Raw genomic sequence first — 15,857 nt, 5'->3', positions numbered from 1 at the left:
CAAGAGATCTCCCTTAAAATCACACCCACAGCGTAAATTTGACCGCGCTGATCAATTTTCCGAGCCCACCATGACCCACGTTGTTTCCGAATCCTGCATCCAGTGCAAATACACCGACTGTGTGGATGTTTGCCCGGTGGATTGCTTTCGCGAAGGCCCCAACTTCTTGACCATCGACCCCGATGAGTGCATTGATTGCGCCGTGTGCATCCCAGAGTGCCCCGTCAACGCGATTTACGCCGAAGAAGACCTGCCCGCCGACCAGCAGCACATGACCAAACTCAATGCCCAGCTGGCCCTGTTGCCTGGCTGGAAAAGCATCACCAAGCGCAAAGCCCCCATGGCCGACGCCGATGCCTGGAAAGACAAAACCGGCAAATTGGCGCAATTGGTTCGCTGAATTTGCCCATGGATTTGCCGATCGAAACAGAAGCCCTGGTGATCGGCGCAGGCCCAGTGGGCTTGTTCCAGGTGTTTCAACTGGGCTTGCAAGGCATTCACTGCCATGTGGTCGACGCCCTGCCCCATGTGGGAGGTCAGTGCGCCGAGTTGTATGCGGGCAAACCCATTTACGACATCCCAGGCATCCCTTTTTGCACCGGACAAGAACTGGTGGATCGCCTTCAACAGCAAATCTCCCCCTTCAAACCCACGCTGCATCTGGGCCAACAAGTCAGCCAAATTGAACGCCAAGCCGACCAGCGCTTGGCCGTCACGACCGATTCAGGTCAACGCTTTCTCACCTCGACCCTGTTCATCGCCGCTGGCGTCGGTGCCTTCGTGCCTCGCCGCATGGTGCTGGACGGCCTGAGTGCTTTTGAGGGAACGCAAGTTTTTGCCGAACACCCTGCCCCCGAACGCTGGGCAGGCTTGCACCTCGTGGTGGCCGGCGACGGCGACGCAGCCCTGCAAACTTGCCTCAATGCCTGCCAAGGCCCACAAGCCGCCGCCAGCGTCACGCTGCTGCACCGCCGCGATCAGTTCAGTGCCGCACCCGAATCGGTCGAAAAAATGCGCCAAGCCTGCTCAGAGGGCCGCATGCGCTTTGTGGCGGGTCAGCCCACGCGTCTTAGGACCGAACAAGGCCAATTGCAAGCGCTGGAACTGCTCAACCCACAAGGCGAAACCGAGTGGCTGAACCTCGATGTCTTGCAAACTTGCCTGGGCCTGTCCCCAAAGTTGGGCCCTGTGGCGCAATGGGGCCTGGCCATGGAGCGCAAGCAATTGGTGGTCAACACCGAGAATTTCGCAACCTCCGAAGCAGGCATCTTTGCCGTTGGGGATATCAACACCTACCCCGGCAAAAAGAAGCTCATCCTCTGCGGTTTTCACGAAGCCACCTTGGCGGCTTTCGGTGCCGTGAGCCTGCTGCGACCCGCAGAAAAGACCCTGCTGCAGTACACGACAACCTCCACCTTGCTGCAACAGCGCTTGGGCATCGCCTAAAATACAAATCGCACCGTTCATTGATCGGCGCATTCGCTAGGGGTGTTGAGGACCGTGAGGCCCTCGACTGAGAAAGTCCCTTTGAACCTGATTGAGGTAATCCTCGCGCAGGGAAGCTTGTCAAAAGAACCACCGCCCTTTCAGGGTGCCAACCGTTCCGAGCCAGCCGACCTGCCATAACGTTGAAGGAAAAACGTCATGGCATTTTTTTCGCCATTTTCAAGTCGGTCAACTGACCGCAGAACATTCCGCGCCAGTCACATCGCAAGCGCCGTTACCCTGCTGATGCTGGGCAGCGCCCATGCACAAAGCCAGACTGAAATCACCATCACCGATAGCGCGCCCTCGCAGGTCAGTGGATTTGGCGATGTGCCGCTCGGCAAAGCGCCCTTCAGCGCCGTCAGCATTGACCAGCAGACCCTGCAAGACATCGGGGCTCAACGAGTCTCTGACGCCCTGCGCCTCGACGCCAGTGTGGCCGACAGCTACAACTCACCCGCTTATTGGGACAGCCTGAGCGTGCGCGGCTACACGCTGGACAACCGCTACAACTACCGCCGCGAGGGACTGCCGATCTCGGCCGAGACCATGATCCCCATGGACAACAAAGAACGCATCGAGTTGTTCAAAGGCACCAGCGGTATTCAAGCTGGCACCAGCGCCCCGGGGGGCTTGGTCAACTACGTGGTCAAGCGCCCGCCTTCGGCCAAGGACGAAACCATCCGCTCGGTCAGCGCCAGCTACGGCGGTGGCCAAAGCAGCAGCATCGGCCTCGATTTGGGCGGCCGCTTTGGCCAAGACCAGGCACTGGGCTACCGCTTCAATGCGGCCTACGAAGACTTGAACCCGTTCATTCAAAACACCAAAGGTCACCGCCAACTGCTGGCACTGGCCATGGATTGGCGCATCACGCCCGACACCAAATTGGAATGGGAGATCGAGCGCAGCGAACGTCAACAAATGGGGGTGAATGGCTACAGCCTGTGGGAAGGCGCAACAGGTTTGCCGCCTGTTGTGGATCCAAAAACCAACCTCACTCGGCAATCGTGGTCCGTACCCGCCATTTTTGGTGCGACCACTGGCTCCATCCGTTTCAAACAAGCCTTGGGGCAAGGCTGGTTATGGAGCACTCAGTATGGCGCTCAACACCTGCGAACCGATGACCGCCTTTCATTTGGTTTCGGGTGCGGGGGCAACTGTGACCGCTTTTATGCCGACGGCAGCTTCGACGTTTACGACTACCGCAGCGACAACGAACGGCGCCTGACAGAGGCCCTGCAGAGCAGCCTGACTGGACAGATGAAAGTGGCAGGTCTCACGCACAACCTGACATTCAGCGCAGCGCGAAGCCGCCAACTTGACCGACTTCAAGCAACACAGCTCTACAGCTACGCGGGCACCAGCGCAGCCAACGGCAGTCCAGTCCCGGTCCAAGTGCTTGATCAAACCTACGCCAACGTCAACCGCAGCGAGTACAGCACCGAACTGGCCATGACGGACCGCATCGAACTGACTGCGAAAACATCCGCTTGGTTCGGCCTGCGCCACACCCAAAGTGATCGCAGCACCGTTTCGCTGGATGCCGCCAACCCCAACCCCCAACACCAAAGCACCGGATTCACCACGCCTTGGCTTGCGCTTTCCCACGAATACAGCCACGGGTCGACCGCTTATGCCTCTTATGGCGAGGGCGTCGAATTGTTCGCAGCGCCCAACAACGCCAACTATGCCAACGCGGGACAGTTTTTAGGTGTTCAGAGAAGCAAGCAGGTCGAACTGGGGGCCAAAGGCAAAGTTGGCAGCACACTGAGTTGGAACACAGCGCTCTTCCACATCGAGCGCCCAGCGGCCTATGACTTCGCGGGCGAACGCGTCGTCGATGGCACCCAAACCCACAAAGGCCTGGACGCAGGTCTTCAATGGCGTCATCAGCAGTGGCAGCTGGCAGGTCAGGCGCAATGGCTTGACGCCCGCCTCTCGGGTGCGTTGCTCAACACCGCCCTGAACGGGTCCAAGCCCCTGAACGTCCCTGCACTGACCTTGCGGGCTCTTGCCCAATACCGATTTGCCGATGTCCCTGGCCTGCGCACCAGCCTGCGCCTGAGCCATGAAGGCGCACGGCGGGTGACCGAAGACGGCAGCATCAACCTCCCCAGCTGGACCACACTGGATTTCGCCGCACATTACGACACGCGCATCAGTGGCACACGGACGCAATGGACACTGGCCGTCGACAACTTGACCGATCGCCATTACTGGCGCGAATCGCCCAAGCAATTTGGCCATTACTACCTGTACCCCGGCGCACCTCGAACTCTGCGTTTGGGTGTGAAAGCCAGCTTCTAAAAGGATGTCACGAGATTTTCAAAAAATCTTCGCCCCCCTCTCAAAACAGGCCAAAAACACCACTATAATTCGAAGCTATTCCTCGATAGCTCAGTCGGTAGAGCGCCGGACTGTTAATCCGTAGGTCCCTGGTTCGAGCCCAGGTCGAGGAGCCAAAAAGTAAAGCCCCTGCAAGCCATTGCAGGGGCTTTTTCTTTGCCAGGTTTCAAGAAAGCTTTTCAGGCATTGTCATGAATGACGCAAAGAATGCGGACAGCTCATCACAGGCGTCCAGCGGCAAGACATGGGCAATGTACTGATCTGGCCTCACGACCACGATGCAACCCTGTTCGCGAGAAACTCCGCGCATGGCGAAAATGTCCTGCCCACTGACCAAGTCTGGACAGAACATCTTTTCATAGTCGATCAGTCCGTGTTTGCCCTTGCGTGGCAACAAGAACGCGGGCATGTCGGACAACTCGATGTCGTGGTGTCCTTGTTGAAACACTGCACGCACATCGATCACGGCATCGGCATCGGCACCCTCGGGCGTGAACATGCGCACAGGCGACTGAGGCGATTCAGCCAAAAACGTGCACAGCTTGCGCAGCGCATTGGGAGCTGCAGGGTTCGCCGCATCCGCAAAAGCAAACAAACGCCAGCGACCATCGGCCAACACCGTGTGACCCAAGTGCACAGGTTTGCCATCGGCCAATCGAATCACAGGCGCAGAATGAAAGCGCATGCCGATCTCAAAGCCTGTTGCCAAATGCTGGTGTTGACCGTGTGCGGTCAGCAAGGCCGGCGCGTATTGAATCGCTGTCCCGGCCGTGAACCGACCACTCTGGACGAAATAGTCTTGGAATTGCTTCGGGTCATAACCATCGGTCGCCACATCTTGTGCGAACTTGGGCCGCGCACTGATGATCTTGGACCATTCACGGTCAAAGTCGATCAAGCGTTGGGCCACACCTTGTCGTTCTTGCGAGTAGGTGTGCAACAACTTGGGTGAGCTCTGCCCACGCAACACTGCCGCCAACTTCCACCCAAGGTTGAAAGCATCACCCATGGACACATTCATGCCCTGGCCCGCCTTAGGGCTGTGGGTGTGGCAGGCATCGCCCGCAATGAACACATGGGGATAACGAGTGGCCATCTCCTCCTCGGGCACATCGTCAAACTTGTCCGTCAAGCGCTGACCAATTTCGTAGACCGACCACCAAATCACCTCTTTCACATCGATGCTGTAGGGATGGAAAACGCGATTGGCAGTATCGATCAACTGATCCACCGTGATGTTGCGCTCAGCGACACGCTCGGACGCATCCAGCTTGTCCATCTCGACGTAAATTCGAGCGAGGTAACCGCCCTCTCGGGGAATGATCAAGATAGAGCCTTGGTCAGCCGATTGGATCAAGCTTTTCATGCGGATGTCCGGGAAGTCCGTCACCGCCAAAACATCCATCACACCCCAGGCTTTGTTGGCGGAGTCACCCTTCAGGACTCGGCCAATGGACTTGCGCACTTCACTGCGAGCACCGTCACACCCCACCACATAACGCGCCTTGACTGTTTCTATTTGGCCTTCGTACGGGGCATCCAGACGCTCAAACCGAGCCGTCACGGCATGGTCGGTCGGGCCTGCAACATCCGGCGGGCTCACCACCACATCGAGCAATCGACGTGAATAAAAAGGCTCCGATCGGGATGGCGATTGGCGCATGACCTCCAGGTAGTAATCGTGGACGCGCGCTTGGTTCAAGATGACGTGGGGAAACTCGGACAAACCCTCTTCCGTGTCGTAAATTTGCCCACCCCGCACGATGTTTTGCGGCGCATTCGGATCGGGCTTCCAAAAGGTGGTCTCATTGACCCAGTAGGCTTCTTTCATCAGCTTTTCAGCAAAGCCAAAAGCGTTGAACATCTCCATCGACCTGCAAGCCACGCCGTCGGCCTGGCCCTTTTCCATGGGGCCCGGCTTTTGCTCCACGGTACAGGTTGTGATGTCCGAAAACGCTGCCAGTTGTGCCGCCAAGGTCAAGCCCGCAGGTCCAGACCCGACGATCAAGACATCGACTTCCAAGGGCAAATGGCCATGGGCTTGCTGCGCTTGCGCATTGGGTGCTGCAGCAAAGACCTGAGGGTCTCCGGGCGTGAAACCATTGAGATGAAATTGCATGTTGCTGACTCTAAAAGTGTTAATCGATCTTGAGCTTGAGGTCGCCAATCAACTTGCTGTACTTGGCTTGGTCACTTTTCATGAGCCGCTGCATTTCTTCGACGGACGTGATCATGGGCTCGATGCCCCCTGCGCCTGCAAAGACTTCTGTCAGCTCTGGCGACGCCAATACGCGGGCGACATCTCTGCGCAGCCGCTGAACTATCGGATCGGGTGTTCCTCTGGGGGCAAACAATCCAATCCAAATGGTGTTGTCAAAGCCTGGATAGAACTCGGCAATCGTTGGAATATCGGGCATGAGTTTAGAGCGTGCAGCCCCACTGACCGCAATCGCTTTCAACTTGCCGGCTTTGATCAAAGCAGCATTGGCCGTCCCTGAAAACATGGCCACAGTTTCACCACCGATCGTCGCGGTGGTCGCAGGCGTGCCCCCTTTGTAGGGCACATGCAAAAGGTCCATATTGGCTCTGGCCTTGAGCATCTCCATCGTCAGGTGATGCTGGCTTCCGTTGCCACCCGATGCGTAAGCCAAAGTGGGCTTGGTTTTTTTGGCGTATTCAATGAACTCCGGAAAATTTTTCACCGGCAAGTTGGGGTTGATGGCCAACACAAATTGGTTGGCGCCCAGCGTTGCAATCGGAATGAGCTCCTTGTTCACATCGAGGGGTGATTGTTTGTAAAGGTAGGGGTTGATCACAAACAAGCTGTCCATCCCCACCAGCAAGGTGTAGCCATCTGGCGTGGCGCGCGCCACAAACTCAGCGGCCAGTTGGCCGTTCGAACCCACCTTGTTTTCAATCACCACGGATTGGGACCAAACTTGCGCCAAACGCTGACCCACCGCGCGTGCAATCAAGTCAGGCGCGCCGCCTGGAGGAATGGGTGAAATCAAGCGCACTGTTTTTTGTGGGTAGTCCTGCGCCATCAGCGACGTGCAAAGCAGACCGAGCCCCAGTAGCGCCCCTAATTTTTTACACAACATGGCAAGCACCTTATTGACTGTTTTGACGTCTTTTGATTTTCCGAACCAAGTAGTCAAAGTTGATCGTGTACTGCTCTGGTCGGGTGATGTCGAAATGCAACTTTTTGATTTCATCGGCACTGAATGTTTGACCCACGCCTGCCGACATGGCCGCCAACTGAATCTGACATGCGTTCTCGAGCATGATCAACAAGATGGTGGCTTCATCGACCGACGCACCCACCACCGAGACACCATGGTTGCGCATCAACACGGCCTTGCATGGGCCCAGGGCCTTCGCAACACCGGCACCCAAGGCAGGTGAACGGATCAAATCAATCGCTTCGTCAAAATAAGGCAAGCCATCAGCGAACGCCACACTGGGCTGACTAATGGGCTGGAGTTGCTTGCCGGTCGCAGAAAAAGCGACCGAATAGGTCGGGTGTGCATGGATCACGCTGTTCACGTCAGGGCGCGACTTGTAAATTTCAGAGTGGATGTACACCTCGCTGTGCTTGCGGCCTGTGCCGCCGACTTTTTCGCCGTCCATATTGCACAGCACCATGTTCTCGGGTGTGATCTCATCAAAGCCAAAACTGTGCGGCTTCATGTAAAAGTGGTCAGGGTCGCCCGGAACACGAATCGACACATGCCCTCGCGTCAAATCGCCAAGGTCGTAATGGTCGATGATGAGTCCGGATTCGATAAGTCTTTGTTGTGTCTGATTGGCGGCCATTGGCTGCTCCCGTTGATGGATAAGTTTGTCAACAACTTTTGAGGCTATCCGTTTTGACAAAGTACCAAACGGTCAACTGTTGAACCGGGACATTTCAGCACGCGTCTTATCGCTTGGGTGTAACAAACTTGACTGTAAAACCTACGCCAGCAGATTCAGAGAATCAGCCCCTCCCGCCCTGTTCACAGAAGTGTCCGTTCTCGCCTGAGATCTCAGGACTTAGGGGCTTGCAATTTTTGCAGCAAGCGGCGACCCGCTTGGGCTTTGATCGCTGGCGAATAAAAAGAGGTGTGCCCCCCATTTTCCAGTTGCTGGATTTGGGCGTTCGACAAAGCATTTTGAATGGCCAGCGCCACGGTGTCCAAACCCATGGCTTCTCGCAGTTGCTTCAACAAGAAGGCGTCTTCCTCGGTCCAAATTTCCTTGTTCATTCAAAGGCCTTCGGGTCCAAGCCCTTGCACAAGGCCAGCAAATCGGCCAACTGGGGCGTCTGCATTTTTTGCAACACGTTGGCACGGTGCTTTTTGGCGGTGTCTGGCAAGATGTCCAGCCGCTCTGAAATGCCTTTGTTGGCATGCCCGTCCAACATCAGCACAAAGACATCACGCTCACGGGCAGACAAGGTTTGCCACTTGCGGCGAATTTCGTTTTTTTGAATGAAATTTTTTCGATTCTGACCATCCAAGGCCAAGCCCTTGTCAATCGCGTCAATCAAGCTTTGGATCTGGAATGGCTTGAGTAAAAACTCAATGGGTTGGCCTTTCATGGCCTGAATGATTTCTTCTGAATGGCTTTCGCCGCTGATGAAAATGATGGGCGTTTGGCGGCCCAAGTCCTTCATCGTTTGTTGCAACTCCGTGCCCGACATGAGAGGCATGCGAACGTCCAACACCAAAACCGCTGGGGAAACGTCAAAAGACTGGGTCAAAAACGACTGTGCACTGTCAAAACTTTCAACGCTGTAGTCCATTTGCCGGAGCAAATCGGTCAAATAGATACGGATGTCAAGGTTGTCATCGACAACATAAACATGACCGTTGGACTTGGGATTCATTGAAAACTATAAAAATCATCAGGGTTATTGATAATAGTTTCAAATTAACTGTCTGCATATCCCCCTTTAGGGATAACAAAATTTGATATCAAAGCGCTTGAGGCTTAACGACGTGCACCAGGTAAAAACAAAAAGGCTTCTAACTACTGCTAGTTAGAAGCCTTCATCAGATCAATGGTCGGCGTGGCGGGATTCGAACTCGCGACCCCTTGCACCCCATGCAAGTGCGCTACCAGGCTGCGCTACACGCCGACAAGCAAAAGTATAACCGGATAAATACCCTTTACAGGGTCAGCATGGCCCTAATTTCAACGAGTTCTTGGTGAAGCGAATGGCCCAAATTGCCGGTATCACCCCAGTCAAAGGGCGCCAGAGTCGACCATGCGGCAGTGGCACCCGCCATTTCATCCGCGGCAATTGCTGACTCGTTGCCCTCCATGTCCTCGCCGGCTATTTCATGCCGCCCTGAACGGTCAGACTGAACCAACTCTTGCAAGCGGTTGCGCGCCCCGCTGATGGTGAAGCCTTGGTCGTAGAGCAAGTCACGGATGCGCCGAATCATCAACACCTCATGATGCTGGTAATAGCGGCGATTGCCACGGCGTTTGACGGGCCGCAACTGTGTGAATTCTTGCTCCCAATAGCGCAACACATGCGGCTTGACGCCGCACAATTCGCCCACTTCACCGATGGTGAAGTAGCGTTTCGCAGGTATGGGTGGAAGCGGACTGTCCATGAACGACAACAAGTTGCGTGGAAAACCTCGTAGCTTACTGCAACTCAGTCGGGCATGCGACCCAATTTCCAGTAAGCGTCTGAAGAAAAACGGTCGGCCAAAAACTGAACAAAGGTGCGGATGCGCTCTGGCAATCTGCGGTCGGGCAAAAAAACCGCATACAGCGTGCTTTCTGGCAACTGGTAGTCCGTCAGCAAGGCCACCAACTGGCCCGATGCCAAATGGGGGGCAATCGCAAATGAGGGCAGCGCCGCAACACCCAGACCGGCAATGGCTGCGTCGATCAAGCCCTCGGCCACGTTGGACCGTAAATTGCCCGAGACCTTGATGCTTTGTTCGCCGTCGCGCCCCTTGAAGCGCCAGTCGCCGCCTTTGGGTCGGTCATACACCAGGCAATTGAAATCGAGCAGGTCTCGGGGTGTCAACGGCACGCCATGCCGGGCAATGTAGTCGGGCGAAGCCACCACCATCCAACGCGCAGGGGCCAAGCGGCGGGCCACCAAATTACTCAGCCGGGGCTCTTCGGCCAAACGGACCACCAAGTCGGCGTTGCCCGAAATCAGATCGGCAAAGCGCTCGGACAGCGTCACTTCAATCTGAATAGAAGGGTTGAGCATCAAAAAATCATTGACGGCTGGCAGCAAGTGCATCCGGCCAAAGGTGATGGCGGTGCTGATGCGAATCAGACCGTGCGAGCCTCGGGAGAGCTCTTCGACGTCGCGCACAGCTTGGTCGGCATCGGCCACGATGCGCACGCAACGGTCATAAAAACGCTCCCCGGCTTGGGTCAAACCAATCTTGCGGGTGCTGCGGTTGAGCAGCTTGACCCCGAGCGAGACCTCCAGGTCCTGGATATGACGGGTGACGAGCGCCTTGGAGATGCCGCAGTGGTCCGCGGCCTGCGTGAAGCTGTTGGCTTTGACAACCGCTACGAAAGTGGCCAGCGCATTCAAGTCGCGCATCGGGGCCAGCCTGTAAACAATGAATTCACGAAAACCTCTTCCATAGACATCTTCACAAAAGTATAGTCATTTGCAGGTTTTGTCCTTGTTGTGGGTTTCCTTACGCAGGCTGAATCTGTTTTTTTAACCATCACCCAAGGCAGTACCACCGTGATCTGGAGTCAAGAATATTTTGTCAACCGCGAAGACGTTCGCCTGTATGTTTACCGCAAGCGCGCCACTGCCCCCGTAGCGGGCGAGGCAACCAAGCCCGTTTTGTTGTTGGTCCACGGCTCCACCGTGTCGGGACGCAACACCTATGACCTGCAAGTACCTGGCGGAAAAGACTATTCGGTCATGGATTTCTTTGCCGAGCGCGGCTACGACGTTTGGACCGTCGACCACGAGGGCTATGGCCGCTCCAGCTGGTCCGGTCGTGGCAACAGCGACGTGCGCACCGGTGCCAAAGACTTGGCTTCTGTCGTGCCCTTCATCTTGCAGGAAACGGGCGTTGAAAAAATCAACATTTTCGGTTCATCCTCAGGTGCCCTGCGCGCTTGCCTGTACACCGAAGCGCACCCTGAAACCGTGTCGCGCCTTGGCCTGTCAGCGCTGGTCTACACCGGAGAGGGTTCGCCCACTTTGGAGCAACGCCGCAAAAAACTGCCTGAGTACAGCACCAGCCCTCGCCGTAAAGTAGACCTGGCCTTTTATGAAGGCATGTTCAACCGCGACAAACCTGGCTCCAGCGAAGACAGCGTGCCCAAGGCGATTGCTGCGGCTGAGTTGCCTTTGGTGAGCGAAGTGCCGACCGGCACCTATGTGGACATGTGTGCCAACTTGCCTTTGGCCAAGCCCGAAGCCATCCCCTGCCCCACCCTGGTCATCCGTGGTGAGTTCGATGGCATTGCCGCCGAACCCGATTTGCTCGACTTCTTCACACGCTTACCCACCAAAGACAAGCAGTTTGTGGTGCTGTCTGGCATTGCACACAACCCCATGATGGGCGTGGTACGCAACAAGTTCCACTTTGCTTTGGAAAACTTCCTCAAAGCGCCGATGTAAATGCGCACTTGAGGCGTGTCAGTTCGACCCTGCTGTGCACCATGCCCAGCAGGGCATCGAGGGCCCAAAAGAGGCTCGATTCAAAGCACCCAATTCCGATCAGGAGACAAACAACATGACGATCGTTCAATGGTCAGGCGGCCAAGAGCACTGGACTCACAAAGGAGACATTCGTCTTTTTTTATGGCACAAGGCCGCATCCCCCCAAGTCCCACATGCCGGGACGATTTTTTTTGTGCATGGCTCGTCCATGGCCTCACAACCCACTTTCGATTTGCACGTTCCCGGCCGGCCCCACTCTTCGGTGATGGACTGGTTTGCGGAGCGCGGTTTTGACACCTGGTGCATGGACAACGAGGGCTATGGCCGCTCGGACAAACACCGGCCCATCAACTTCGACATCAGCAACGGTGCCGATGACCTGGCCGCAGGCAGCGAATACATTCTGAAAACCACTGGCGCAAAGCAGCTGTTGGTCTACGGCATTTCTTCGGGTGCCCTGAAGGCAGCCTTGTTTGCGCAACGCCACCCCGAGCGCGTGGCCAAAATTGCACTCGATGCCTTTGTGTGGACGGGCGAAGGCAGCCCCACACTGGCCGAACGTGCCAAAAAATTGCCGGAGTTTTTGGCCAAAAACAGCCGCCCCATTGACCGCGCGTTTGTGCACAGCATCTTCAACCGCGACCACGCAGCGTGTGCCGACGAGGCCACCAAAGACGCGTTTGCCGATGCCATCCTCACGCTCGACTCGTCCATGCCCACGGGCACCTATGTCGACATGTGCTCCAAGCTGCCCTTGGTAGACCCGACCCAAGTCAAGGCGGCCACGCTCATCATGCGCGGCGAGTACGACGGCATTGCCAGCCTGGACGATTTGCTCAACTTCTTCAAATTACTGCCCTGCACCAACAAGCAATTCAGCATCATGCAAGGCATCTCGCACGCCAGCTTTCAGCAGAAAAACCATTTGATGGTTTACCAAATTCTGCACAGCTTCTTTTCGCAACCCGAACCCTCGTACAAAGGATAAGTCATGAAAAAGCTATTGAGCACCGTTTGCACTGCAGCCTTGTTGACCTTGTCGGGTGGTGTCGTGATGGCCCAAAACTACCCCACAAAACCCGTCAAGATTGTGGTGCCCTTTGGGCCTGGCGGTTTCACCGATGTGGTGGCCCGCATTTTGGGTGTGAAGCTGGGTGAAAGCCTGGGCCAGCCAGTGGTGATTGAAAACAAACCTGGCGCGGGCTCCATGATCGGCTCCGACCAAGTCGCCAAATCGGCACCGGACGGCCACACACTGCTGATCGTCTCGTCCACCCATGTGATCAGCCCTTGGATTTACAAGAACGTCCCCTACGATCCGATCAAGGCCTTCGCGCCCGTGACCAAACTGGTGGACTCGCCTTATGTATTGTTGACCAACCCCAAGGTGCCTGCCAAAAACGTGCAGGAATTCATCGCTCTGGCCAAGTCGCAGCCCAACAACATCCATTTCGCCTCATCTGGCAATGGCAGTGCACAACATTTGATTGGCGGCTTGTTTGCGTCCATGACCAAGACACAGCTCAAGCATGTGCCCTACCGCAGCAGCAACTTGGCGACCACCGACTTGGTGGCGGGTGTGATTGAGAGCAGTTTTGCGGGCGTACCCAATGCGCTGGCCCAAGTGCCCAACGGCCGACTGAACGCCTTGGCCGTGACCAGTGCCAAACGCATTCCCCAACTGCCAAATGTGCCCACGATGCAAGAAGCGGGTGTGCCCGGTTACGACGCCACGATTTGGTTGGCCCTGTTGGCCCCAGCCGGTACGCCCGCCAACATCGTCAACCGCCTGAACAGCGACATTGCCAAAATCATGAACACGCCAGAAACCCAAAAGGCCATGTATGAGGCCGGCGTGGAGGTCAGCTTGTCGACGCCTGCAGCACTGTCTCAGCTGATGGTCTCGGAACTCGACAAATGGGGCAAAGTGGTGAAAGAAGCGGGCATCAAGCTCGAATGAAGCCCAGCTGCTCAGCCATTGGCTGAGCAGCTCGAAGGCTTCAAGAGGCTTCTAATGTGAAACGCGCCACTTCGCGCCGAGTCGCATCGGCGCTGCTGGACAAAGACATGACACTGGCCGTCATCTCTTCTGAAGCGGCCGCATTGCTGTTCGCAATGCGGTCAAGGCCCGACAAGTTGGAGTTGATCTCATCAATGGCGCTGGACTGCTCTTCCAATGAAGAAGAGATGCGTTGCAACAAGCTGTCTGTGGTCTGAGAAATCTCACCCACTTGAACCATGTCGTTGCTGACTTCGTTGACTGCAGACACCGCCTTGGCTGTTTCGCTGGATGCGGCCTTGACCAGGAGCGCGATTTCTTGAGAGCTGGCAGCACTGCTCACCGCCAATTTGCCGACTTCGTCTGCAACGACCGCAAAGCCTTTGCCATGCTCTCCGGCACGCGCAGCTTCGATGGCCGCATTCAATGACAAGAGGTTGGTTTTATTCGCAATCTTTTCAATCACTTCGGTGATTTTGCTGATCTTTTCCGAGTTGCTGGCAATGGCCGTCACCATGTTGACCATGGCAGCCATTTTTTCGACGCTTGCTTGGACCCGTGTCACGGATTCGCGAGATTTGTCGGACGCCATTTCTGTGTTTTTGGTGACATCGCCGATCGCCAGACTCGATTGCCGCACAGCCACAGTCACTTGACTGATGGCCATCGTTTGGTTCTGAGCACCGTCGGCAATCTGGCTGATGGCCTCTGCCGTTTCCCGTGAAGCAGCCGCGAGTTGACGGGTGTTCATGTTGATCTCGCGCATGGACTTCACCAGCGCATCCAAAGATGCATTGACGTTCTCGCGCAGATCCAACAAATCCCCCAAGCCATCCGCATGGACGCGGTGGCTCAGGTCACCATTGGCCACTTGTTGCATGACCTGACCCACATCACCCAACATGAGTTTCAACGAAGACATCGCACGTTGGGCGCTGTCCAAAGCTTTGCCATATTCACCCTGAGCGTTGGATTCCACCGTGTAGGCGAAATTACCCGAATACAAAGCTTGCATGGCTTGATTCAAGCTGGCAATGGTGGTTTCAACTTGGGCCAAGCTGGTGTTGACCGAGGTTTTGAGCTTGTCCATGTCGCCTTTGAGGGAGGCCTGCACAGGCTTGGAGAAGTCACCTACGGCCACAGCGGCCATGACGCTGTTGACTTCCACCAAGGCATCGCCAATGACTTGCATCATGCGGTTGAAAGAGGCCGACGTCATCGCGATCTCGTCAGAACCCAGGACACTGACGCGGTGCGACAGGTCAAAGTTTTCAGCGATTTGGTTCATCGAGCTTTGCAACGATTGCAAAGGCTTTTGAATGCTGCGTGTGATCCAAAAGGTCAAGGTCAAAAACAACAATGTCAAACCCACCAAAACAGCGCTGACCACCCAAAAGCTCAAAGCCGCTTGCTCAGACAATTTGCGCGAGTGCTCACTGAGCTGCTTGGTCAATTGGTCGTCTTGTGCTTTGAGAATGTTCATCTTCTCTGAAATGGCCGCCCACCAGGCGCTCGGGGCGATTTCGTAATCACCGTCAGCCGCCTTTTTCAAGACCTCGTTGCGCATGGACAAAGCCTCTTTCACCGCAGGCTTGTCCAGCGCTTGTGTCAACGATTGCACATCTTGTGCACTGGCCGTTTCACGGTAAAGCTTGTCAAAATTTTCTTGGCGGGCGATATTGCCGATCAGCTGGGACAAAGGCGCAGAACCAAGGGGTTTGTTGGCCGTCAAAGTGCCGTTGATGGCCGCCCGCTCACGACCGGCGTATTCTTTGTAACTGACCAAAAAACTGTAGGCACGGATGCGTTGAGCAAAATCGACAGAGGGCGCATCGGCTACTGCCTTGTCAATGGTGTCGATCAAAGTGCTGATGCGACCTGAATACCACTGGATGGCCAATGCGCCCGTCATGGCCTTGTTGTCAATTTCTTGGCGCTTGAGTGTCAGTGCCTGACGCAAGGCGTCTAGACCTTGTTCCGGTCCATTGGCTGAAGAACCCGCTGAAGAGGAAGCGGTCAAGTACGTCACCGTCTGTGTGGCTTGCCCCAACATGGCGTCGGTTTTAACGCGCTGGCCTTTGAGCGCATTGGCAGTGGCCTCGCTGCCGCCAGAGGCCAGAAATCCGGCAGTCATGCCTCGCTCGGACTGCAACTCGTGCACCAACTGCCCAAGGGTGGCCACCTCAGTAACCACCGAAGCGCTCAACTCATATTGGTTTTTTTCACTCCAATAACCCAAGACCTTGTCAACCGATAAAACACCCAGGGTGACCAACAAGGGCAGGACCAACAGTGTCAACTTGGTTCGTATTTTCAAAGTTTCAACGGACAAGGCCATGATGAATTCCTTCATTCAAATCGTCATATTCTTCA

At 55.7% G+C, this 15,857-nt stretch carries 14 protein-coding genes, 2 tRNA genes and 1 riboswitch; of the genes, 7 read left to right on the top strand and 9 right to left on the bottom strand.

The window, feature by feature from the left end:
- Positions 1 to 70: 70 nt before the first annotated feature.
- The 4 genes from fdxA to B9Z40_RS16500 all read left to right on the top strand — a co-directional run bounded on the left by fdxA (position 71) and on the right by B9Z40_RS16500 (position 3,947).
- Positions 71 to 400: a ferredoxin FdxA gene (gene fdxA, locus B9Z40_RS16515; RefSeq protein WP_100174457.1), complete on the top strand. Its 330-nt coding sequence runs from the start codon at positions 71 to 73 to the stop codon at positions 398 to 400.
- Between the two features lie 8 nt (positions 401 to 408).
- Positions 409 to 1,446 carry an NAD(P)/FAD-dependent oxidoreductase gene (locus tag B9Z40_RS16510; protein WP_100174456.1) on the top strand — a complete coding sequence of 346 codons (1,038 nt, stop codon included), beginning with the start codon at positions 409 to 411 and terminating at the stop codon, positions 1,444 to 1,446.
- A gap of 28 nt (positions 1,447 to 1,474) precedes the next feature.
- Positions 1,475 to 1,577: riboswitch (TPP riboswitch) on the top strand.
- Between the two features lie 67 nt (positions 1,578 to 1,644).
- Positions 1,645 to 3,792 (top strand): TonB-dependent siderophore receptor, encoded by a 2,148-nt coding sequence (locus B9Z40_RS16505; RefSeq protein WP_100174455.1) that lies wholly within the window; start codon positions 1,645 to 1,647, stop codon positions 3,790 to 3,792.
- Positions 3,793 to 3,871: 79 nt separating this feature from the next.
- A tRNA-Asn gene (locus B9Z40_RS16500) sits at positions 3,872 to 3,947 on the top strand.
- 50 nt (positions 3,948 to 3,997) lie between these two features.
- Here B9Z40_RS16500 and B9Z40_RS16495 read toward each other — a convergent pair.
- The 8 genes from B9Z40_RS16495 to B9Z40_RS16460 form a co-directional block, all read right to left on the bottom strand.
- The gene (locus tag B9Z40_RS16495) at positions 3,998 to 5,950 is read right to left on the bottom strand and encodes an FAD-binding monooxygenase (protein ID WP_100174454.1); all 1,953 of its coding nucleotides are present in this window, start codon (positions 5,948 to 5,950) and stop codon (positions 3,998 to 4,000) included.
- A gap of 19 nt (positions 5,951 to 5,969) precedes the next feature.
- Positions 5,970 to 6,932: a tripartite tricarboxylate transporter substrate binding protein gene (locus B9Z40_RS16490; protein WP_100174453.1), complete on the bottom strand. Its 963-nt coding sequence runs from the start codon at positions 6,930 to 6,932 to the stop codon at positions 5,970 to 5,972.
- Between the two features lie 10 nt (positions 6,933 to 6,942).
- Entirely contained in the window at positions 6,943 to 7,647 is a 705-nt protein-coding gene (locus B9Z40_RS16485) for a class II aldolase/adducin family protein (RefSeq protein WP_100174452.1), read from the bottom strand.
- Positions 7,648 to 7,859: 212 nt separating this feature from the next.
- Entirely contained in the window at positions 7,860 to 8,078 is a 219-nt protein-coding gene (locus tag B9Z40_RS16480) for a hypothetical protein (protein WP_100174451.1), read from the bottom strand.
- Positions 8,075 to 8,701, bottom strand: coding sequence for a response regulator transcription factor (locus B9Z40_RS16475; protein ID WP_100174450.1), 627 nt, complete (start codon positions 8,699 to 8,701; stop codon positions 8,075 to 8,077). Before B9Z40_RS16475 ends, B9Z40_RS16480 begins: the two co-directional genes overlap by 4 nt.
- Positions 8,702 to 8,876: 175 nt before the next feature.
- Positions 8,877 to 8,953, bottom strand: a tRNA-Pro gene (locus tag B9Z40_RS16470).
- A gap of 31 nt (positions 8,954 to 8,984) precedes the next feature.
- Entirely contained in the window at positions 8,985 to 9,437 is a 453-nt protein-coding gene (locus B9Z40_RS16465; protein ID WP_100174449.1) for a MerR family transcriptional regulator, read from the bottom strand.
- Positions 9,438 to 9,481: 44 nt separating this feature from the next.
- Entirely contained in the window at positions 9,482 to 10,399 is a 918-nt protein-coding gene (locus B9Z40_RS16460; RefSeq protein WP_100174448.1) for a LysR family transcriptional regulator, read from the bottom strand.
- Between the two features lie 150 nt (positions 10,400 to 10,549).
- Here B9Z40_RS16460 and B9Z40_RS16455 point away from each other — a divergent pair, with 150 nt between their 5' ends.
- From B9Z40_RS16455 to B9Z40_RS16445, 3 genes are all read left to right on the top strand, one after another.
- On the top strand, positions 10,550 to 11,443 hold the full coding sequence (locus B9Z40_RS16455) for an alpha/beta hydrolase (protein WP_158238116.1): 894 nt from the start codon (positions 10,550 to 10,552) through the stop codon (positions 11,441 to 11,443).
- Between the two features lie 115 nt (positions 11,444 to 11,558).
- Positions 11,559 to 12,473, top strand: coding sequence for an alpha/beta hydrolase (locus tag B9Z40_RS16450; RefSeq protein ID WP_100174475.1), 915 nt, complete (start codon positions 11,559 to 11,561; stop codon positions 12,471 to 12,473).
- 3 nt (positions 12,474 to 12,476) lie between these two features.
- A complete protein-coding gene (locus B9Z40_RS16445) occupies positions 12,477 to 13,445 on the top strand; it encodes a tripartite tricarboxylate transporter substrate binding protein (protein ID WP_100174446.1) in 969 nt (322 codons plus the stop codon).
- 40 nt (positions 13,446 to 13,485) lie between these two features.
- Here B9Z40_RS16445 and B9Z40_RS16440 read toward each other — a convergent pair whose 3' ends face one another.
- Positions 13,486 to 15,822, bottom strand: a complete 2,337-nt coding sequence (locus B9Z40_RS16440) for a methyl-accepting chemotaxis protein (protein ID WP_158238115.1) — start codon at positions 15,820 to 15,822, stop codon at positions 13,486 to 13,488.
- Positions 15,823 to 15,857 lie beyond the last annotated feature (35 nt).

This window comes from Limnohabitans sp. 15K (genome assembly GCF_002778285.1).
Classification (GTDB): Bacteria; Pseudomonadota; Gammaproteobacteria; order Burkholderiales; family Burkholderiaceae_C; genus Limnohabitans_A.
Note: the sequence above shows the minus strand (reverse complement) of the source record. Positions and strands in the feature narration are given on the sequence as shown.

What these genes read in the sequence shown, in the direction of transcription:
- fdxA (WP_100174457.1), top strand. Translation starts at nt 71, where the DNA reads ATGACCCACGTTGTTTCCGAATCCTGCATCCAGTGCAAATACACCGAC.
- B9Z40_RS16510 (WP_100174456.1), top strand. Translation starts at nt 409, where the DNA reads ATGGATTTGCCGATCGAAACAGAAGCCCTGGTGATCGGCGCAGGCCCA.
- B9Z40_RS16505 (WP_100174455.1), top strand. Translation starts at nt 1,645, where the DNA reads ATGGCATTTTTTTCGCCATTTTCAAGTCGGTCAACTGACCGCAGAACA.
- B9Z40_RS16495 (WP_100174454.1), bottom strand. Translation starts at nt 5,950, where the DNA reads ATGCAATTTCATCTCAATGGTTTCACGCCCGGAGACCCTCAGGTCTTT.
- B9Z40_RS16490 (WP_100174453.1), bottom strand. Translation starts at nt 6,932, where the DNA reads ATGTTGTGTAAAAAATTAGGGGCGCTACTGGGGCTCGGTCTGCTTTGC.
- B9Z40_RS16485 (WP_100174452.1), bottom strand. Translation starts at nt 7,647, where the DNA reads ATGGCCGCCAATCAGACACAACAAAGACTTATCGAATCCGGACTCATC.
- B9Z40_RS16480 (WP_100174451.1), bottom strand. Translation starts at nt 8,078, where the DNA reads ATGAACAAGGAAATTTGGACCGAGGAAGACGCCTTCTTGTTGAAGCAA.
- B9Z40_RS16475 (WP_100174450.1), bottom strand. Translation starts at nt 8,701, where the DNA reads ATGAATCCCAAGTCCAACGGTCATGTTTATGTTGTCGATGACAACCTT.
- B9Z40_RS16465 (WP_100174449.1), bottom strand. Translation starts at nt 9,437, where the DNA reads ATGGACAGTCCGCTTCCACCCATACCTGCGAAACGCTACTTCACCATC.
- B9Z40_RS16460 (WP_100174448.1), bottom strand. Translation starts at nt 10,399, where the DNA reads ATGCGCGACTTGAATGCGCTGGCCACTTTCGTAGCGGTTGTCAAAGCC.
- B9Z40_RS16450 (WP_100174475.1), top strand. Translation starts at nt 11,559, where the DNA reads ATGACGATCGTTCAATGGTCAGGCGGCCAAGAGCACTGGACTCACAAA.
- B9Z40_RS16445 (WP_100174446.1), top strand. Translation starts at nt 12,477, where the DNA reads ATGAAAAAGCTATTGAGCACCGTTTGCACTGCAGCCTTGTTGACCTTG.
- B9Z40_RS16440 (WP_158238115.1), bottom strand. Translation starts at nt 15,822, where the DNA reads ATGGCCTTGTCCGTTGAAACTTTGAAAATACGAACCAAGTTGACACTG.